Annotated in this window: 21 protein-coding genes; 19 read left to right on the top strand and 2 right to left on the bottom strand. The window is 44.5% G+C overall.

Features of this window, described 5'->3' with window-relative positions; all coding sequences use genetic code 11:
• Positions 1–8 precede the first annotated feature (8 nt).
• The 15 genes from ACN6MW_RS05765 to ACN6MW_RS05695 all read left to right on the top strand — a co-directional run bounded on the left by ACN6MW_RS05765 (position 9) and on the right by ACN6MW_RS05695 (position 13,402).
• A complete protein-coding gene (locus tag ACN6MW_RS05765) occupies positions 9–725 on the top strand; it encodes a WbqC family protein (protein WP_419874595.1) in 717 nt (238 codons plus the stop codon).
• On the top strand, positions 709–1,068 hold the full coding sequence (locus tag ACN6MW_RS05760) for an EamA family transporter (protein WP_419874594.1): 360 nt from the start codon (positions 709–711) through the stop codon (positions 1,066–1,068). The genes ACN6MW_RS05765 and ACN6MW_RS05760 overlap by 17 nt, the downstream gene beginning before the upstream one ends.
• On the top strand, positions 1,065–1,403 hold the full coding sequence (locus tag ACN6MW_RS05755; RefSeq protein WP_419874593.1) for an EamA family transporter: 339 nt from the start codon (positions 1,065–1,067) through the stop codon (positions 1,401–1,403). Before ACN6MW_RS05760 ends, ACN6MW_RS05755 begins: the two co-directional genes overlap by 4 nt.
• A gap of 68 nt (positions 1,404–1,471) precedes the next feature.
• Complete coding sequence (locus tag ACN6MW_RS05750) at positions 1,472–1,933, top strand: acyltransferase (RefSeq protein WP_419874592.1); 462 nt, start codon at positions 1,472–1,474, stop codon at positions 1,931–1,933.
• On the top strand, positions 1,920–3,047 hold the full coding sequence (gene rffA / locus ACN6MW_RS05745; RefSeq protein WP_419874591.1) for a dTDP-4-amino-4,6-dideoxygalactose transaminase: 1,128 nt from the start codon (positions 1,920–1,922) through the stop codon (positions 3,045–3,047). Before ACN6MW_RS05750 ends, rffA begins: the two co-directional genes overlap by 14 nt.
• Positions 3,048–3,069: 22 nt before the next feature.
• Positions 3,070–3,813 carry a sugar phosphate nucleotidyltransferase gene (locus ACN6MW_RS05740; protein WP_419874590.1) on the top strand — a complete coding sequence of 248 codons (744 nt, stop codon included), beginning with the start codon at positions 3,070–3,072 and terminating at the stop codon, positions 3,811–3,813.
• Between the two features lie 13 nt (positions 3,814–3,826).
• Entirely contained in the window at positions 3,827–4,384 is a 558-nt protein-coding gene (rfbC, locus tag ACN6MW_RS05735) for a dTDP-4-dehydrorhamnose 3,5-epimerase (protein WP_419874589.1), read from the top strand.
• 9 nt (positions 4,385–4,393) lie between these two features.
• Positions 4,394–5,416, top strand: a complete 1,023-nt coding sequence (gene rfbB / locus ACN6MW_RS05730) for a dTDP-glucose 4,6-dehydratase (protein WP_419874588.1) — start codon at positions 4,394–4,396, stop codon at positions 5,414–5,416.
• A gap of 9 nt (positions 5,417–5,425) precedes the next feature.
• Positions 5,426–6,259, top strand: a complete 834-nt coding sequence (gene rfbD / locus ACN6MW_RS05725) for a dTDP-4-dehydrorhamnose reductase (RefSeq protein ID WP_419876279.1) — start codon at positions 5,426–5,428, stop codon at positions 6,257–6,259.
• Positions 6,260–6,441: 182 nt separating this feature from the next.
• Positions 6,442–7,848 carry an undecaprenyl-phosphate glucose phosphotransferase gene (locus ACN6MW_RS05720; protein ID WP_419874587.1) on the top strand — a complete coding sequence of 469 codons (1,407 nt, stop codon included), beginning with the start codon at positions 6,442–6,444 and terminating at the stop codon, positions 7,846–7,848.
• Complete coding sequence (locus ACN6MW_RS05715) at positions 7,838–8,809, top strand: glycosyltransferase family 2 protein (RefSeq protein WP_419874586.1); 972 nt, start codon at positions 7,838–7,840, stop codon at positions 8,807–8,809. The genes ACN6MW_RS05720 and ACN6MW_RS05715 overlap by 11 nt, the downstream gene beginning before the upstream one ends.
• Before the next feature lie 150 nt (positions 8,810–8,959).
• Positions 8,960–10,384 (top strand): cardiolipin synthase, encoded by a 1,425-nt coding sequence (cls, locus tag ACN6MW_RS05710; RefSeq protein ID WP_419874585.1) that lies wholly within the window; start codon positions 8,960–8,962, stop codon positions 10,382–10,384.
• A gap of 118 nt (positions 10,385–10,502) precedes the next feature.
• The gene (locus ACN6MW_RS05705) at positions 10,503–10,685 is read left to right on the top strand and encodes a hypothetical protein (protein WP_364146495.1); all 183 of its coding nucleotides are present in this window, start codon (positions 10,503–10,505) and stop codon (positions 10,683–10,685) included.
• A gap of 51 nt (positions 10,686–10,736) precedes the next feature.
• Positions 10,737–10,922, top strand: coding sequence for an H-type small acid-soluble spore protein (locus tag ACN6MW_RS05700; protein WP_364146497.1), 186 nt, complete (start codon positions 10,737–10,739; stop codon positions 10,920–10,922).
• 215 nt (positions 10,923–11,137) lie between these two features.
• A complete protein-coding gene (locus tag ACN6MW_RS05695) occupies positions 11,138–13,402 on the top strand; it encodes a YcdB/YcdC domain-containing protein (protein WP_419874584.1) in 2,265 nt (754 codons plus the stop codon).
• 59 nt (positions 13,403–13,461) lie between these two features.
• Here ACN6MW_RS05695 and ACN6MW_RS05690 read toward each other — a convergent pair whose 3' ends face one another.
• Positions 13,462–13,773, bottom strand: a complete 312-nt coding sequence (locus ACN6MW_RS05690; RefSeq protein WP_419874583.1) for a dehydrogenase — start codon at positions 13,771–13,773, stop codon at positions 13,462–13,464.
• An 80-nt stretch (positions 13,774–13,853) separates the two neighbouring features.
• Complete coding sequence (locus tag ACN6MW_RS05685) at positions 13,854–14,303, bottom strand: cupredoxin domain-containing protein (protein ID WP_419874582.1); 450 nt, start codon at positions 14,301–14,303, stop codon at positions 13,854–13,856.
• Between the two features lie 168 nt (positions 14,304–14,471).
• Here ACN6MW_RS05685 and ACN6MW_RS05680 point away from each other — a divergent pair, with 168 nt between their 5' ends.
• The 4 genes from ACN6MW_RS05680 (at position 14,472) to ACN6MW_RS05665 (ending at position 18,668) form a co-directional block, all read left to right on the top strand.
• Positions 14,472–15,080 carry a DedA family protein gene (locus tag ACN6MW_RS05680; protein WP_364147323.1) on the top strand — a complete coding sequence of 203 codons (609 nt, stop codon included), beginning with the start codon at positions 14,472–14,474 and terminating at the stop codon, positions 15,078–15,080.
• A gap of 66 nt (positions 15,081–15,146) precedes the next feature.
• Complete coding sequence (locus ACN6MW_RS05675; RefSeq protein WP_419874581.1) at positions 15,147–15,713, top strand: thioredoxin family protein; 567 nt, start codon at positions 15,147–15,149, stop codon at positions 15,711–15,713.
• Between the two features lie 13 nt (positions 15,714–15,726).
• Positions 15,727–16,386, top strand: coding sequence for an MBL fold metallo-hydrolase (locus tag ACN6MW_RS05670; RefSeq protein WP_419876278.1), 660 nt, complete (start codon positions 15,727–15,729; stop codon positions 16,384–16,386).
• A gap of 23 nt (positions 16,387–16,409) precedes the next feature.
• On the top strand, positions 16,410–18,668 hold the full coding sequence (locus tag ACN6MW_RS05665; RefSeq protein WP_419874580.1) for a Tex family protein: 2,259 nt from the start codon (positions 16,410–16,412) through the stop codon (positions 18,666–18,668).
• The last annotated feature ends 12 nt before the right edge of the window (positions 18,669–18,680 follow it).

Raw genomic sequence — 18,680 nt, 5'->3', positions numbered from 1 at the left:
GGGAGAACATGTTGAAAAGAGTAGCAGTCATCCAATCTAACTATATACCGTGGAAAGGTTATTTTGACATTATTAACGATGTGGACCTTTTTGTGTTTTATGATGATGTTCAATATACCAAAAATGATTGGAGAAATCGTAACAAAATCAAGACGCCAAAAGGGTCAGAGTGGCTTACTATTCCAGTCAACGCTTCAAATGATTTATTGATCTGCGAAGTTGAAATGTCTAATCCGAATTTAATTTCGAAACACTATAAAACATTGAACGCACTATATTCAAAAGCCCCTTATTTCAAACGTTATAAGCCATTTCTTGAACATGTATACATGGAACAGAAATGGTCTAACCTCTCAGAAATGAATCAATATTTAATTAAACACATTTCCAAAGAATTTCTTGGAATCAACGCAGAGTTCAAAGACTCGCGTGAGTATGATAGCAATGGGAGAAAACTAAATAGATTAATTGATATATTAAAAAAAGCAAAAGCGGAAGTTTATGTTTCGGGGCCGGCTGCAGGCGACTATATTGATTTAACCCGTTTTAAAGAAGAAGAAATACAATTAGTATATAAGGATTATAAAGGCTATCCCGAATATGAACAGTTTCACCCTCCGTTCGATCATTATGTATCAATACTTGATTTACTGTTTCATGCAGGCCCCGATTCCGCATATTATATATGGGGATGGAGGAAGGAAACAAATGCAGTCGAGTATTAACTTTATTTATTTATTGTTAAGTATAATTTTTCAATCCGCTGCGTTTATATTATCAAAATTTGCAGCTGTAGATTTGCAAACAGACAATATTATTTCTTTATTATTCAATAGCAATTACATTTTTTCTATCATTTGTTTAGCATTTCAGGCTGTTTTTTGGCAATTGACCTTGAGAAAAATTGAACTCTCTATTGCTTATCCTTTAACTTCTTTGAATAATGTTTTTATTCTTGTCGCCAGTTTTATTATTTTCAAAGAACAAATTACTTATAATAATATTTTGGGAGTATCAATTATTATGGCAGGAATAGTTATTCTGAATTTAAAGAGAGAGACCAAATGAATATGATGATTATTGTGATCGTTGCGATACTTATTCTAATGAATAGTTTTGCTCAGATATTCTTAAAAATCGGTGCCATAAAAACAAATGGCAGTTCGCTTCGTACCAGAATTGATGCATATACAATAATAGGATATTTATTATTCTTTTTGGCAACATTATTGTCGGTATATCTATTGAAATTTATAAATTTCAAAAGCTTAACGGTTATTATTTCATTTAATTATGTCGCAACACTAATATTATCGAATGTAATTTTAAAAGAGAAATACACAAAACAAAAAATAATTGCAACATTAGTAATTATTCTAGGAGTGATTGTTTTTAATCTATGAATATTAATCGGCTGCTATTCGGTATATACTCTTATTTTTTTAACTTGTTTTTTATGCTGTTGGAGATCATGCCGCCATTTGTTAGACAGGTGATATTTAAAGTTATATTTAAAGGATTTGGAAAAAATAATAATATTGATTATAAAACCTATTTCAGATATCCCTCCAAGATCAAAATAGGCAATAATGTCTGGATTAATAGAGGCTGTCAATTTTATGGTTCTTATCATATTAAAGAGGCAGAAATTATACTTGGGGATAATATAGCCTTAGGCCCCAATGTGACAATTTTTTCAGCTTCTCACGATTATGATTATTTGAATCTTCCAGACACTGCCTCTTCTGTGATAATCAAGAATAATGTTTGGATTGGCGGCAATTCAACGATTCTGCCTGGCGTGGTTATAGAAGAAGGATGTATCATAGGGGCTGGATCTATCGTAACGAAAAGCATTCCTCCATACTCTATTGCAGTTGGTAGTCCGGCAGTTGTTATTAAAAGGAGAGAAATTAAAAGTGATACGATTTAATGTTCCTGCTATAACAGGTAATGAACAGGCCTATATTCATAAAGCAATAGTCGAGAGAAAACTTTCCGGCGATGGAGAATTCACTAAATTAAGCAACATATGGATAGAAAATAAATTCGATACCCTTAAATCACTTCTTACCACATCTTGTACTCATGCATTAGAAATGGCGGCTATTTTGGCTGACATTAAAGAAGGCGATGAAATTATTATGCCTTCCTATACGTTTGTTTCAACTGCAAATGCTTTTGTATTAAGAGGTGCGAAAATCGTATTTGTCGATATTCGTCCAGATACCATGAATATAGACGAAACACTAATCGAAGCAGCGATTACTGCAAGAACTAAAGCAATCGTCCCCGTTCATTATGCAGGCGTATCTTGTGACATGGATAAAATTATGGAAGTTGCTCGCAGATTCAATTTATTAGTCATTGAAGATGCTGCCCAAGGAGTCATGAGCCAATACAAAGGGCGATATCTTGGGACGCTAGGCCATATGGGAGCCTACAGTTTTCACGAAACAAAAAATTATAACTGCGGCGAAGGCGGGGCATTATTAGCAAATCTTGCTGAGTATGTAGAAAGAGCAGAGATCATTCGTGAAAAGGGAACAAATCGTTCGAGATTTTTTAGGGGGCAAGTGGACAAGTATTCTTGGGTGGATATCGGTTCATCCTATTTGCCTAGCGAAATCAATGCAGCTTTTTTATATGCCCAATTGGAAAATGCCGAAATGATTAACAATAACAGATTGAAAAGCTGGAATAGATACTTTACCGGGTTATCGGATATAAAAGATAATGGGGATATTGAATTACCTTACATACCGGTGGAGTGTTCTCATAATGCGCATATGTTTTATTTAAAATGCAAGACACTTGATGAGAGAACGAGATTAATGAGTTACCTAAACCAGCATGGCATTCAATCTGTATTTCATTATGTACCTTTGCATTCATCAGAAGCGGGTACTAAATACGGTAGGTTTCATGGGGAAGATAGATATACAACAAGCGAAAGCGAAAAATTACTGAGACTTCCCATGTATTATAATTTATCTAACGATGATATTGATAAAGTTGTAGATGCCATCACCAAATTTTACGTATGAATAATCATAAGGATGTGAAAAAATGAAAGGCGTCATTTTAGCTGGAGGTACAGGATCAAGATTATTTCCTTTAACAAAGGTAACAAATAAGCATTTGTTGCCGGTAGGGAAATATCCTATGATATTTCATTCAATTTATAAGCTTAAAGAGGCAGATATAAGTGATATTTTAATTGTTACGGGAAAAGAGCATATGGGGGATGTCGTTAATTTACTTGGAAGCGGAAATGAGTTCGGAGTAAACTTTACGTATAAAGTTCAAGATGAAGCAGGCGGGATTGCACAAGCCCTTGGACTAGCTGAAAACTTTGTTAACGGTGACCAGATGGTGGTTATTCTTGGTGATAATGTATTTGAAGACAGCATTGTTTCGTTTACTGCAAATTTCAAAATGCAAGGAAAAGGCGCGAAGATTCTCATTCAAGAAGTACATGATCCGCAGCGATACGGGGTACCTGAGCTTCATGGTAACAGAATTATTTCTATTGAGGAAAAACCGCATAAACCTAAAAGCAACTTCGCCGTAACAGGAATATATATGTATGATAGTAAGGTGTTCGACATTGTTAAAAGCTTGAAACCTTCAGGGCGTGGCGAATTAGAAATAACGGATGTAAATAACAGCTATATTGAATCCAATGAATTATCATTTGATATTTTACATGGCTGGTGGACGGATGCAGGGACGCATGTGTCTTTGACAAAAGCGAATGAACTTGCAAAAGAGCTTACTTTCGGAGATGAGTTCGGAAAACTTAAATTGTAAAAGTAGGTGTCCTATGAAAGTATCAGATACGAGGCTGCCAGGAATCAAGCTGTTAGAACCATCGGTATTTAGTGATCATCGCGGTTTTTTTATGGAAAGTTATAATGAAGCAGTCGCTAATGCAAACGGAATAGCATTCAAATTTATTCAAGACAATCATTCATTATCCGTGGAAGCCGGGGTGCTGCGCGGTATGCATTACCAGCTAAATCCTAAAGCACAAACTAAATTAGTCCGGGTTACTGCAGGCGCGATATATGATGTCGTAGTCGATATTCGTCATGGATCGCCTACATTTGGTCAATGGCAGGGTTTTATTCTAAGCGCTGCAAATAAGAGACAGCTATTAGTTCCGCAGGGATTTGCACATGGATTTTGCACGCTCGTTCCTAATAGCGAGGTTCAATATAAAGTGGATTCCTTGTATTCCCCAGAAAATGATAGAGGGATTTTGTGGAATGATCCTGCGCTATCTATCGATTGGCCGACTTCCAATCCAATATTGTCAGAGAAGGATACGAAGCATCCTATTCTAGCTGATGCAGAGATTAATTTTATTTACGAAGGGTGAGTTATTCGCGTGAGATTATTAATAACCGGCGGTGCCGGGTTTATTGGCAGCAACTTTGTTTTATTCATGATTAACAATTATCCCGCTTACGAGATTATAAATGTTGACGTACTTACGTATGCCGGCAATCTCGAAAATTTACGAACTGCGGAGAAGCATCCTAATTATAGATTCGTAAAAGCGGATATTACAGACCGGGAGGCTCTTGATCCGTTGTTTGCTGCGGGTATTGATGGCGTTATTAACTTCGCGGCGGAATCCCATGTGGATCGCAGTATCTTGCATCCGGATATTTTTGTCCGTACGAATATTCTTGGAACGCAAACGCTGCTTGAGCTGTCTAAACAATATAATGTAAATAAATTCGTTCAAGTATCAACGGATGAGGTGTATGGCACATTAGGCGAAACGGGCCTTTTTACGGAGCAAACTCCTCTTTCTCCAAATAGCCCTTACTCAGCCAGCAAAGCAGGCGCAGATCTGCTCGTACGCGCTTATCATGAAACATTTGGCCTGAATGTTAATATTACCCGCTGTTCAAACAACTACGGTCCTTACCAGTTCCCTGAGAAGCTCATTCCATTAATGATCCATAATGCACTGCAAGATAAACCTCTACCCGTATACGGAAATGGAATGAATGTTCGCGACTGGCTTTTCGTAGAGGATCATTGCAGTGCTATTGACCTTGTGCTTCATAAAGGTCGCGCTGGGGAAGTATACAACGTCGGAGGCCGAAATGAACGCAACAACCTTGAGGTGGTACGTACGATTCTTGCAGAACTAGGCAAACCGGAGTCACTCATTAAGCATGTACAAGACCGTCTGGGACATGATCTTCGCTATGCGATCGATGCTGATAAAATCCGTAATGAGCTTGGCTGGCAGCCTAAGTATGACTATGACAACGGAATGAAAGAAACGATTCAATGGTACCTCAGCAATAAAGAATGGATGGACCAGATCGCTTCAGGCTCGTATAAGCTATATTACGATACGCAATATAAGGAGCGTTTGGAGGCGAAAGAATAAATGGCTAGGCTGAAAATAATCGTAACGGGTGCAAACGGACAACTAGGCAAAGAATTAACGCATTGGTTGACCGAATCTGCGGAGATTATCGGACTTAGCAGAGATATTCTGGATATCAAGAATTTATCTGCTTGCCGCAGCATATTTTCACTTTACAGCCCAGACATCGTCATTCATTGCGCAGCGTATACGGCAGTCGACCAGGCTGAATCAGATCCTGATGAAGCATTTCGTGTAAATTTGGCAGGCACGCGAAACGTTGCGGTAGCTGCTAGAGAAGTAGGAGCAAAGCTTTGTTATATTAGCACGGACTACGTTTTTGATGGAACGAGCACCACTCCTTATCGCGAATATGACAATACGAATCCCCTTACCGTGTATGGGAAATCCAAGCTTGCAGGCGAGAAAGCCGTACAAACGATGCATGACCGTTATTATATTGTGCGTACCTCATGGGTATTCGGTAAATATGGTAACAACTTTGTAAATACAATGCTAAAGCTGGCAGAGCAAAAAGATGAACTAAGGGTGGTCTCAGACCAGCTTGGCTCCCCAACTTATACGTATGACTTAGCTGCTTTCTTAATTGAACTGGTTTCGACCGATTATTATGGGATTTATCATGCTTCTAATGCAGGGAGTTGCACATGGTTCGAGTTTGCTCAAGCGATATTCGAGGAGTGCGGGCACAATACCCTTGTAATTCCTTGTACTACGGCAGAGTTTCCTCGTCCAGCCCCAAGACCTGCATATTCGGTGATGGATCAAAGCGGAATAAGGATCAATGGTTTAAAACTGCTTCGTCCATGGAGAGAAGCTCTCCATCATTATTTGAAAAATTAAAATCAACGATAAACGGGGTTCCGCTGGACTGAACACGGTCCGTGGAAGCCCTTTTTTGGATTTTAACATTTATACACATAACTTCATATTTTTAAGCCCAATGAGGGATGTAAACCTATTAAGGATTTTGATAAAATGCTAATAGAGTCGAATTTTAATGAAACGTGGGTGAAATCAGCAAAATGCTTCGACAGAACCAACGCTTCCTTACACAGTTATACATGCTGGCAGATCTTTTATGTGCTTTGCTTGTGTTTCTTGCTGCATATTGGTTGAAATTCTACAGTAATATATTGCCTAATATAAAAACTTTGCCTTTCTCTACCTATTTGCTTTGGGGTACGATTTATTCGTTTTCGGCGATTCTTATCGGTTTCTATCTTCAGTTCTATTCACCTAAGCGCCGAAAAAACTATTCTTATGACATTTGGAAAATCTTTCAGATTCAAACGATAAGCTTCCTTGGTCTCATGAGTATGTTGTATTTCACTCGAGAAGTACATATTTCCCGGGAATTTCTCGCGATCTTTTTCGTCATGAATTTTATAGCGATTTCGGCGTACCGTTATGGGGTGAAATCGATCCTCGCATCCTTCCGCCGCAAAGGCTTTAATAAAAGGTTTGTCCTTATTGTCGGGGCCGGCTCCGTCGGCCGCAGCTTTTATAGCAATTTGCAGCAGCATCCTGATCTCGGCTATGAGGTAGTCGGCTTTTTGGACGACTATCAAACGGAGCATACGCCGGAGCATCAGCATATGAAGCCGATTATCGGCATGATCAATGATTTAAGAATGAAGCTCGAGAAAGCGCCGATTGATGAAGTCATCATTGCGCTGCCGCTCGAGGCGCACGCGAAATATGCCGAGATTATAGAAGTGTGCGAGCGGACCGGCGTAAAGACGCTTATCATTCCGGATTTCTTTGATCTGCTGCCAGCGCGGCCTTTCTTTGATAACTTTGCAGGTATCCCGCTTATTAACGTGAGGGATATTCCGCTGGATGAACTAAGTAACCGCATACTGAAACGGTGGTTCGATATCGCTTTTTCAATAGCGGCGATCATCGTTACCTCGCCGATTATGTTGTTTGCCGTTATAGGTCTTAAGCTGACTTCTCCCGGTCCGATTTTGTTCAAGCAGGAGCGAATGGGACTGGACCGAAAGACCTTTTATATGTTTAAATTCCGCTCCATGCATGTATCGACGGATAGGGTATCGGATACGCAGTGGACGGTTCAGAATGATCCGCGCCGTACCAAATTCGGCAGCTTCCTTCGTCGTACGAGCCTAGATGAGCTTCCGCAGTTTTTCAATGTGCTGCTTGGACACATGAGCGTTGTAGGACCGCGTCCTGAGCGTCCCTACTTCGTGCATCAGTTCAAAGAAGAAATTCCAAAGTATATGATCAAGCATCAGATCAGGCCTGGGATAACCGGCTGGGCGCAAACGAATGGTCTAAGAGGCGACACGTCAATCAAAGACCGTATTATTTTTGATATTTTCTATATCGAGAACTGGACGTTTTTCTTTGATATCAAAATTATTTTCAAAACGGTTCTGAAGGGCCTGATTAACAAAAATGCTTATTAACAGCCACGAAGCTTGCCGAGTTTCCGTTATTATTCCTACATTAAATGCAGGACCTGATCTAAATGAATTAATTAAGAGGCTGCAGCAGCAGTCTCTCCAGCCTTACGAAATTATCGTTATCGATTCCTGCTCGGATGACGGAACGGCTGAGCTGGCGCTTATGGCTGGCGTACGAGTGCTCCACGTGCCGCGAAGCGAGTTTGATCACGGCGGTACCCGCAACCGGGCTGCGCAGCAAGCCAAGGGCGATATTTTGATGTTTATGACACAGGATGCGCTGCCGTATGACGATAAGCTTGTTGAGGAGCTGACGAGGCCTCTCCTTACTGAGGATAAGGCTGTTTATGCGTATGCCAGACAGCTACCGAGAGCAGGCGCGAATGAACTGGAGCGTCTCGCTAGGCAGCACAACTATCCGGCTGAGTCCCAATTGAAGTCCTATGAGGATCTGGATCGTCTTGGGCTAAAAACGTTTTTTTGCTCCAATGTTTGTTCGGCCATACGGCGCGAGGTTTTTGAAGCGATGGGCTGTTTTCAGGAGCCGGTTATTTTTAACGAGGATTTATTTATGTCAGCAAAATGTATTTTGAGCGGCTATCAGGTAGCTTATTGCGCCGAGGCAGCTGTTTTTCATTCCCATGACTATTCCGTTGCGGAGCAATTTAAACGGTATTTCGATAACGGAATCTCCATGCGCTGCAATACCTGGATTACGCCTTACAGCGCAGTCGGCAAGGCAGGTTCGAATCTTGTTAAGCTGCAGCTGAAAGAGCTGCACCTCACCCGTCAATGGAAGCTTATACCGAAGCTTGCTGCGGAATCTGCCGCGAAGCTGCTTGGTTACAAGCTGGGCATGCATTACCGTCTCCTTCCCGCATTTATTACGAGAAGGCTAAGTATGCATCGGCTAATCCTGACACAAATTGAGCAGCAATCCCCGGGAGTTGCAATGAAGCAATAAGCATCCGCATAACACAATGGTAAGCCCTTCTGATTCTTATGAATCAGCGGGGCTTTTTTTATTTAATGAAGTATACGTTTCAATGCGCCCGTTCAAACTAGAGACACTTGTCAGGACGTCTGGCTAGGAGGAAACGAGGTGTAATGAACGATGTGGTCCATTTTGCTCACTTCGGCGCTTGTCGTTTATATTGTGCAAATAGCCGCTGTTTTTATTATGGAGCATCGGCGTCCGGCACAGCTGACCGCATGGCTTTTAATCGTTTTTGCATGCCCGTTCATCGGTTTTATCGCTTATCTCTTACTCGGCAAGGATTACGTAAAAAGAAAACGGATAGAACGATTCAAGGAAGAGACAGTACGTTACGCGAATGAAATTTCGGAGAAGTCTATATCGGCGGAGCAGCTCGGAAACGAACAGTTTATAATTCAAGAAAAGCTGTATACGATGCTTACTGGCCTTGTTCCCTTTCCGATCACCCGCAACAATGAAACACGGATCTTGACGAACGGCCATGAGACCTTTGAAGCGATACTTGGCCAGCTCGAGCTTGCTGAGCATCATATACATATGGACTATTATACGATTAGGGATGATGACGTCGGCAAACGATTTTTAGAGGTGCTCACGCGGAAAGCGAGGGAAGGCATTGAGGTGCGTGTCGTTTACGACGGAATAGGCAGCATGCATTTAAGTGATGCCTATGTTGAAGATCTGCGCCGCGCAGGCGTGCAGACAAGCTGTTTTTTGCCGCCGCGGATTGCTTTATTCGACAGAAAACTAAATTACCGCAATCATCGCAAGATCGTTGTCGTTGACGGTAAGGTTGGTTTCGTCGGGGGCATTAATATTGGAGACGAATATTTAGGGAAAAACCAGAAGCTAGGATTTTGGCGGGATACGCATCTGCAGCTCATGGGCGATTCCGTATACTACTTGCAGGAAATTTTCATGAATGATTGGGCTTTTGCGGCGAGTGAGGAGCTGTCTGGCCAGGTCTATATGCCTAAGCATACAGCCAAGGGGAATGAGCATGTTCTGATTGTTTCAAGCAAGCCGGGCCAGCATAATCATCAAATCGTTGAGGTGATGTTTGCGGCGATCAATGCGGCATCCTCCAGAATTTATATTGCCACGCCGTATTTTATTCCTGATCCCAGCTTAATGATGGGGCTAAGGACGGCTGCGCTCGGCGGCGTCGATGTGAGGTTAATCATCCCTGGAATTGGCGATTCCAAGCTGGTGCTCTTGGCAACCTTGTCATATATTCAGGAAATGCTGGATGCGGGCGTGAAGGTATATCGTTATCAAAAGGGGTTTATCCACGCTAAAGTGATGATCGTTGACCAAATGCTAGCAACGGTCGGGACGGCAAACGTGGATATGCGAAGCTTGCTCAGCAATTTTGAGCTGAATGCGGTGCTTTTTGACCAAGGGACGATTAAACGGCTGGAGGCCGATTTCATAGAGGATTTAAAGCACAGCAGAGAGCTGGACCAGAGGGAATTCATCCGCCGGCCGTATCGTCAAAAGCTGGCCGAGGCTTTGTTTCGTATGTTATCCCCGCTGCTCTAACGGATGCATGTTAATCCGCGTTTTCGGGCATATTTTTTGAGATGGCTTAAACAAGGAGCCGTCAAGGCTTTCGAGTGATTGGTTAAGCAGTTGCAAAAATCCGGGGAGGGAAATGAAGATGAACGAAGCAAATAATGATCCGAAACAAGCAGCGGCGGAACCTAAGCATGAGGGCCGAGATGATTATTTTATGGATATCGACAGAATGGTAAACGAAGGATTGGGCGGCGGCAATGTCACGCTCCAAAATGGCCTTATTGACGAATCAACGACCGACACGATGGAACAAGAATCAAAATAACTAAGTACTGTTGAAGCCTTAGTTTCACAAATGCAAAGGAGGTGCTTATTAATGGATACAGCCCGCGCAAGGCAGATTTATGAATCGGAGCAGACCTTTGCGGTCATGCTGGACGAGGATTCCGTGTGGATTGAAAATATTGATGAAGCGAATGGAATGGCGACGGTTATGGTTAACAACAACCCTGTCAATACGAAAACCGTGTCCGTAGACCGTTTGAAGGAAATCGATAAGTAAGGCATAAAAAGGGTGAAAAGCCGAATGGACCATGCATACTGCATGGTCTGTTCGGCTTTTTTTATGGAAAAATATGAAATTTTAACCTAAAATGAAGAATGGCGGCAATCGTTGCGCCTGTAGGAAGAAAGTACTGGATTTCAGAGAGGGCGATGGGTTTCATGGGTTTTGGGGGAAAACGCGGTTTTAGAGAGTTCAGATGGTTTAAAGGAGTGATGGGGTTAGTGCTTTCGCTGGCGCTGCTGAACGGCTTGGTGCTGGGGCAGGCAGCAGATGCCGCTGCAGCGGAACAGAAGGCGTCTCCGGTAGAAGTAGAACAAGCGGCAGCGGATATGGCGGAACTTTCAGAAGAGCAGGCAATCAGCGTAGCTTTAGAAAAGTTCCCGGAGCTGAAAAAAGGAAAATTATCAAATGCGATGCTTGAAAAGGATGTTTTAGTGCCCGGGGATGCATTATGGATAATCACCTGGCAGCTTGAATCGCAAGCGAAAAAATCCGAAATTAGTGTGGCCGTAAATGGGCGTAACGGTAACATTGCCAGATATTATAATTCCGCCGCTGCCCTTGCGAAGGCCAGCTACCCCACAAAGGTGACGGAAGGACAAGCAAGTAAGCTCGCTAAGCAGTTTATTATGAAAGCAGTGCCGACTATTAAAGAAAATGCGCTGATTGAGTATTCAATCGAAGGCGATGGCTTTGAATCTTCCTTGTTTTATCCTGTTCTTTATTCCTTTGAGTATGAAGTTAAGGTTAACGGTTATTTAACCGATAGCGAATATGTTGCGGTTACGTTAAACGGAAACGGGGAAGTCATTTCGTATGAAGCCGATCTAGGCCTGAATAACTATCCAGCTCCAGATAAGAAGGTAACGGAAGAGCAGGCATTGCTGCATTTTAAAGAAGAAGCGGAACTTGAGCTCTATTATATGCCCATATATGACGAGGACTACGATTTTGATAACATGGCATTAAACAATTACCGATTAGCGTATAGATTGGTTAACGAACTTCCGTTTATAGATGCGAAGACAGGTGAATCGGTCGACTATTGGAGTTTTTCGAAAAATTCTTCTAAGCAGGGTTTTTCGTTGCTGCCTGCCAAGACGATTAACCGGCATTCAGGAGAGCCTTTGGACGAGCAGGAAGCCCTCGCGGTCGTCACCGGTTATTTCTCCATTCCCGAAAAAACGATACGAGGTCAAAGTAAGCTGAATGAAGCCTGGAAAGGTACCGAGCGAGCGGTATGGAAATTTAATTGGACCACTTTTGGCGGCGAATATTCTTATCCGCAAAGTATTAGTGCAGCCGTTGACGCCGATACGGGCGAGCTTATTGAGCTGGTCAGGAGTATGCCTTCCTTCAATGAATCAGAAATAAGCGAGCCTGAAAAGGTTTTGCTCACAGAGAAGGCAGCTAGGCAAAAAGCGATTGATCTGGTACTTGCGAATTATACTGATGCATCTAAGTACTTACGAATCGAAAATAGAGAATCTACTTTCACAACGAATGGACAGACCTATTATTCTTATAGATTTAACTATTTTTATAAAGATACTCCAGTGCTCGATAACTACATATCAGTAGTATTTACTGGAAACGGTGACATATGGGACTATAACGGTTCAATGGCTGACTCTCAGGAACTGGAGAAAAAGCTGGCCGGAATAAAGCAGAACGTTCCGTACGAGAAGGCATTGTCGGCTTATAACGGAGCGCTTGGTTTAGATTTAATGTATGTCCATTTAAATGTGCTTAACAACGAAGAAGATGAAAACCGGGCAAACGAAGCAACGCTGGTTTATTACCCGTTAATAGAAAATTCTTTGGAAGATTACATCGTCGATGCTACAACAGGGAAGCTGGAACGGACTTTTCCGGAGGAAGCAGCCGATGACAAGTTTACCAAGAAAAAGCCTATCGATATTGACAAGCATTGGGCGAACAAACAGCTGAACGTTATAGTTGAATTTGGGATACTGGAGGCGGACGAAAGCGGTCTTCTGCATCCCGATGCGGAACTTACCATCGACGAATGGATGACAATGGTTATTCTCAGCATGGGGCTTAATTACGAGTATAGCGATGAGTATTTATACGAATCGGAATTTGGAGACGAGGAATCGCCGTACCTTTCGGCATTGGAGTTATTTCACGAGATGGGCTGGGTCGATGAATCAACGATTACGGAAATTGATGCTGAAAAAATATTAACGAGGGATCAGCTCGCGCTTCTGCTTATGCAAATGCTCGATTATGATAAGCTTTCCTCCTTTATGGTCAAGGATCAAAGCGTTTCATCCCTCAAGGATGCGGCCTCGATTCAAAATAAAGGGGCAGTTGCCCTCGCTATAAAAATGGGCTTGCTTACGCCAACAGGGGGGAAGTTTAATCCCAAAGCCCCTGTCACAAAAGCACAGGCCAGCATCATTCTGATTCGTTTGGCTAATATGCAGGACAAACTAGATGTCGAATTTATCTAGCATCGTGAACACAAAAAAACCTGGCTGCCCATCCGGCAGCCAGGTTTTTTACGAGCAGCTTAGCCTCCATATGCTTCCCGGAATGCGGCGCACAGCTGGTCCCGGTCAACTTCCCATAGCTCCGCAATTTCGGCGCTGACGTTTTCGTCCCACCAATCGGATTGTACCTTGCGGTTGCTCTCGTTTTCGACGATCCATTTCAGGTTGAGAATCACTTTTTTAAAATAAACGGCCTCAGCTTGATCTATTTTGTCCTTCGATACCCAGATCTTCATCCGCTTGATGGTGCGGTATAATTCATTGCTGCAGGCTCTGCGAATTTTGCGGGCGGATGGATAGCCGGCAGTATGCTTTGGCGTGTTTGCTTTCATTTTAAACCGACTCCTCTCTCTATCCCATATGTATGCGGATAGGCAGGAGTAGGTCACAATCTTAAGGGATGCTGGTTCGCTTAATCGTTGACGATGATGTACCCGACCATTGGACCGCCGTGACGCATATCGGTATGGGTCAAGCATACAATGGGATAAGTCCCGGCTTTGTCTGCGGTGAACCGAACAATGGTTGTTTTTCCTTTGGTCACTTCGCCGCGGATGCCAAGCTCTTCAACGACGAAGGGATGGCTGTTTCCGTTCACTCCGGTAATGTGAAGCTCGACGGGCTCTCCTTTGTTTACGACAATCGTGCCGGGATCCCAGCGGTATACCTCCAGTTCCTTGCCGTCGTCGGTTTTTGTGCTGTATTCTCCGGTCACAAGCTGGAAAATCCGCGGCTCAACTGCCTGCGCATTAACCTCTCGCGATCGGTCCCAGCTTAAGTAAACACTGGTTAAAATGATTAAGACGGCCACAACGATAAACAACTGAATCTGCCTTTTGCTCACAATAAAAACTTTGGCCATGAAACGCTCACCTCATCCATTCGTATCATTTAAGGCTAGTCTATGCCGGGGCTTGTCAGCACATGACAAAAGTGGAAGGCTGTCCTTATCGTATGTTAGAATAGCTTCAGCGCAGGAGTTTGCAAGAGAAAGCCATATTTTATTAAGGAAGGCGGATTGAGAACGGGAATGGATTTTATTCATGAGTTATTGGATGGCGTGCTGCAATGGGTGGAGAGCTTAGGGTATTTCGGTATTTTAATCGGACTATTAATTGAGGTTATTCCGAGTGAAATCGTATTGGGCTTTGGAGGTTACCTCGTATCGCAAGGTAAAATCAGCTTCTGGGGAGCCGTTCTGTTCGGTACGCTTGGAGCGATCGGACAAAACTGGATTTTATATTGGATTGGCCGTTATGGCGGAAGACCGATCGTGGAGAAATACGGGAAGTATATCAAAATCAAACAGAAACATGTCGATATTTCTGAAAAATGGTTTATCAAGTATGGAGCGGGAATCGTGTTCACGGCACGCTTTGTACCCGTCATGAGACAGGTTATTTCTATCCCTGCCGGCATGGCGCGCATGAACTTTGCTTTATTTACGCTTCTTACGGCGCTGGCATCCCTGCCATGGTCCATTTTGTTCGTGTATTTAGGAAGCACGCTTGGCGAGAATTGGGATAAAATCGACGAAAAAGCGGCTCCTTATGTTCAGCCTGCCATTTTAATCGCGATTGCGCTAATGATCGTATACGTCCTCTTTAAATTTGTACGCTCGCGCCGCAAATCGGTATAATGATCGAAGAAAGCATCCTTAATATTTTGAGCAGCCTTTAAATAAAAAGATGAAAGAGGGATTTCGATGAGCAAAAGCATAGCAGACAAGCTCGGCAAAGGCATTAGCCCGCAGCAATTTATTGACCGCATGACCAAAAACAAAGAGCAATTTCTGGATTGGTCCGAAAAATTCGCATGGACAGATGAGAGCGACAAGGAGTATTTCGAGTCGCTGAACAACCGTGACGATCTTCGCGTGTTGATCTTGATGGCTGATTGGTGCGGCGATGTCGTCCGCAACATCCCTGTCGTTTTTAAAGCGCTTGAGAATAGCGGAGTTCCGACAGAGGTGCTTATCATGGAAGAGCATCTGGATACGATGGATCAGTTCTTGACCATGGGCGGGCGTTCCGTCCCTGTCGTTATTGTTGCGGATACCGGCGGAGCGGTTCTTGGGCAATGGGGTCCGCGTCCTAGTCATGTGCAGGAAGCGATGATTGCTTTCAAACAGGAAAACCCTGACCGCGAGGCAGCGGATTATCAAGAGAAGCTTGCCGTAACAAGGCAAGAAATCGGGCGCCGCTACGGCGACGGAACGGCCTACCAATCCGTGATCGTGAAGGAGCTCCGCACTTTGTTGGAGTCGTTTTAAGAAGGTTATGAGTATAAATATGCGAATTGAGACATTTACACTAGGCCCTATACAAACCAATGCCTATTTGATTTCCGTGACCGAACCGGCGGCTAACGAAGGCGATAAGCCTTTGGAGCGGGCTATCGTTATCGATCCGGGCATGAATCCAAAGAAGCTGCTGGAGCGGCTGGAGGGCGTTAAGGTGGAGGCTATTTTGCTGACACATGCCCATTTTGACCACATGGGCGGCGTTGATGAGCTTCGCAAAGCCGCTGGCTGCCCGGTCTACATACATGATCTAGAGGCAGATTGGCTAACCGATCCTCGCAAAAACGGTTCAATGAGATGGCAGGATGTCACGCCTCCTCTCTCAACTGATCCTGCTGAATACGCGTTGGCAGAAGGCCAAACGCTGAAGCTGCTTGGTTTATCCTTCCGTGTTATGCATACGCCGGGACATTCGCCCGGCAGCGTCAGCTTCTTGTGCGGCAACCATCTTTTCTCAGGCGATGTACTGTTCAAAATGTCGGTTGGCCGGACAGACCTGCCAGGCGGACGCGAAAGGGATTTGTATGATTCTATCCGTTTGAAGCTGTACAAGCTAAGCCCGGATGTCATTGTGTATCCCGGCCATGGCGGACGTACGACGATTGGCTTTGAAATGGCGAATAATCCCTATACGGGAGCATGATGCATAAGAAAGGGGCATGACGTTTGGCGGATACAAAGGTTCAGCATTTCATAGATAATTCAGAAGAGAGCGCAGGGAAATCGAAGCTGACGGCGGAACAGAAGGCAGTCGAAAGCCAGCGGATTATAGCCGGCATTGCCGCGCAGCTATCGATCCCTGTAACAAAGGTGAAATCGGCAGTAAGCTTGCTTGACGAAGGCAATACGATCCCGTTTATCGCCCGGTACCGTAAGGAAATGACCGGCGAGCTCGATGAAAACGATTTGAGATCGATTGAAGAAAAGCTGCAATACATGCGAAACCTGGAAGAGCGAAAGCGTGAGGTTATCCGTCTTATTGATGAGCAGGGCAAGCTTACGGAAACGCTGCGCGCGGATATCAACAAGTCGGTGAAGCTGCAGGAAATCGAGGATCTTTACCGTCCTTATCGGCAAAAACGCAAAACAAGAGCCAGCGTAGCAAAGGAGAGGGGCCTGGAGCCTTTATCCGTGTGGCTGTGGTCGCAGCCTCGCAGCGGAGATCCGCTTGCCGAAGCAGCCCGCTATGTGAACGATGAGAAAAGCGTGCCCACTGCCCAAGATGCCTTAAACGGCGCAATGGATATCATCGCCGAGAACTTGGCGGACGATGCTTCTATTCGCGCTTGGGTACGAAAATTCACTTTCGATCAGGCGCTAATGAAAACAGAAGCAAAAAACGCGGCGGAAGAATCGGTTTATGAAATGTACTACAGCTACCAAGAGCCGGTCCGGAAGCTTCCCCCGCATCGCGTGCTGGCGATTAACCGAGCTGAGCGCGAGGATGTGCTGCGCGTCACCTTCGACGTGCCTTCGGAGCGGATTCATGAGCATATCCAGCGCAAGGTACTCCGAAACGGTACAGCTCAGCCTGTACGCGATGTGCTGACAGCCGTGATCGAGGATTCGTACAAGCGTCTGATTTCGCCGTCAATAGAGCGTGAGGTGCGCGGAGAGCTTACGGAGAAAGCAGAGGAGCATGCGATTTCGATTTTCTCCGAAAATTTGCGCAATCTGCTCCTGCAGCCGCCTGTTAGGGGAAATATCGTGCTTGGCGTGGACCCTGCTTTCCGCACGGGCTGCAAGCTTGCCGTCATTGACGATATCGGAAAACTGCTGGAGGTCGCGGTTTCTTATCCCACTCCTCCGAACAACAAGGTAGCTGAAGCCGAGAAGCTGATTAACGGTTTAATCGACAAGTATAAAGTGGAATTGATCGTTATCGGCAACGGAACCGCATCGCGTGAGACAGAGCAGTTTATCGCTTCCTTAATAGGAAAGCGCAAAGCGGCGGGTGCGGGCGGACCGGAGCTGAAGTACATTATAGTTAATGAAGCCGGCGCAAGCGTCTATTCGGCCTCTAAGCTTGCTCAAGAGGAGTTTCCGTCCCTTGACGTGGCGGAACGCAGCGCGGTGTCAATTGCCCGCAGGCTGCAGGACCCGCTTGCTGAGCTCGTTAAAATCGAGCCGAAGGCAATTGGAGTCGGGCAATATCAGCATGACGTCAGTCAGAAGCGGCTGGATGAAACGTTGGGCGGGGTCGTGGAATCCGCGGTTAACCATGTCGGCGTGGATGTTAATACGGCATCGGCTTCGCTGCTCTCCTATGTGGCGGGTATAAATGCAACGATCGCGAAAAACATTGTAAAATACCGTGACGAGAACGGTCGGTTTGTCAAGCGGGCCCAGCTTCAGAAGGTGCCTAGGCTTGGCGCGAAGTCCTATGAGCAATGCATCGGATTTTTGAGAATTGCCGAGCCGGTCAATCCGCTCGACAGCACGCCTATTCATCCAGAGTCCTACGAGGTAGTAGACAAGCTGTTCAACGAGCTTGGTCTTTCGTTGAAGCAGCTGGGCTCTGATGAGCTTAAGGCGAAGCTGGCTGAGCTTGATGCCGAACGCGTAGCCCCGACGCTCGGCGTGGGCGTGCCTACGCTTCGGGACATTATGGACAGCTTGCTTAGACCGGGACGTGATCCGAGGGAAGAGCTGCCGCCTCCGATTTTCCATACGGATGTATTGAACATCGAGGATTTGTCCCCGGGAATGGAGCTTCATGGAACGGTTCGCAACGTGATCGACTTTGGCGCGTTTGTTGATATCGGCATCAAAAATGACGGACTCGTTCATATCTCGCAATTGAGCGATAAATTCGTCAAACGTCCGATGGATGTTGTTTCCGTAGGCGATACGGTTACGGTCTGGGTACTTAGCGTAGATCAAAAAAAGGGCCGCGTAAGCTTGACGATGCGCAAACCTAATTAATACATTCAACCA

Source organism: Pristimantibacillus sp. PTI5, assembly GCF_048572955.1.
GTDB lineage: Bacteria > Bacillota > Bacilli > Paenibacillales > Paenibacillaceae > Pristimantibacillus.
Note: the sequence above shows the minus strand (reverse complement) of the source record. Positions and strands in the feature narration are given on the sequence as shown.

Coding starts and splice junctions, on each gene's coding strand:
- ACN6MW_RS05765 (WP_419874595.1), top strand. CDS start 9: ATGTTGAAAAGAGTAGCAGTCATCCAATCTAACTATATACCGTGGAAA.
- ACN6MW_RS05760 (WP_419874594.1), top strand. CDS start 709: ATGCAGTCGAGTATTAACTTTATTTATTTATTGTTAAGTATAATTTTT.
- ACN6MW_RS05755 (WP_419874593.1), top strand. CDS start 1,065: ATGAATATGATGATTATTGTGATCGTTGCGATACTTATTCTAATGAAT.
- ACN6MW_RS05750 (WP_419874592.1), top strand. CDS start 1,472: ATGCCGCCATTTGTTAGACAGGTGATATTTAAAGTTATATTTAAAGGA.
- ACN6MW_RS05740 (WP_419874590.1), top strand. CDS start 3,070: ATGAAAGGCGTCATTTTAGCTGGAGGTACAGGATCAAGATTATTTCCT.
- rfbC (WP_419874589.1), top strand. CDS start 3,827: ATGAAAGTATCAGATACGAGGCTGCCAGGAATCAAGCTGTTAGAACCA.
- ACN6MW_RS05720 (WP_419874587.1), top strand. CDS start 6,442: ATGCTTCGACAGAACCAACGCTTCCTTACACAGTTATACATGCTGGCA.
- ACN6MW_RS05715 (WP_419874586.1), top strand. CDS start 7,838: ATGCTTATTAACAGCCACGAAGCTTGCCGAGTTTCCGTTATTATTCCT.
- cls (WP_419874585.1), top strand. CDS start 8,960: ATGTGGTCCATTTTGCTCACTTCGGCGCTTGTCGTTTATATTGTGCAA.
- ACN6MW_RS05705 (WP_364146495.1), top strand. CDS start 10,503: ATGAACGAAGCAAATAATGATCCGAAACAAGCAGCGGCGGAACCTAAG.
- ACN6MW_RS05700 (WP_364146497.1), top strand. CDS start 10,737: ATGGATACAGCCCGCGCAAGGCAGATTTATGAATCGGAGCAGACCTTT.
- ACN6MW_RS05695 (WP_419874584.1), top strand. CDS start 11,138: ATGGGGTTAGTGCTTTCGCTGGCGCTGCTGAACGGCTTGGTGCTGGGG.
- ACN6MW_RS05690 (WP_419874583.1), bottom strand. CDS start 13,773: ATGAAAGCAAACACGCCAAAGCATACTGCCGGCTATCCATCCGCCCGC.
- ACN6MW_RS05685 (WP_419874582.1), bottom strand. CDS start 14,303: ATGGCCAAAGTTTTTATTGTGAGCAAAAGGCAGATTCAGTTGTTTATC.
- ACN6MW_RS05680 (WP_364147323.1), top strand. CDS start 14,472: ATGGATTTTATTCATGAGTTATTGGATGGCGTGCTGCAATGGGTGGAG.
- ACN6MW_RS05675 (WP_419874581.1), top strand. CDS start 15,147: ATGAGCAAAAGCATAGCAGACAAGCTCGGCAAAGGCATTAGCCCGCAG.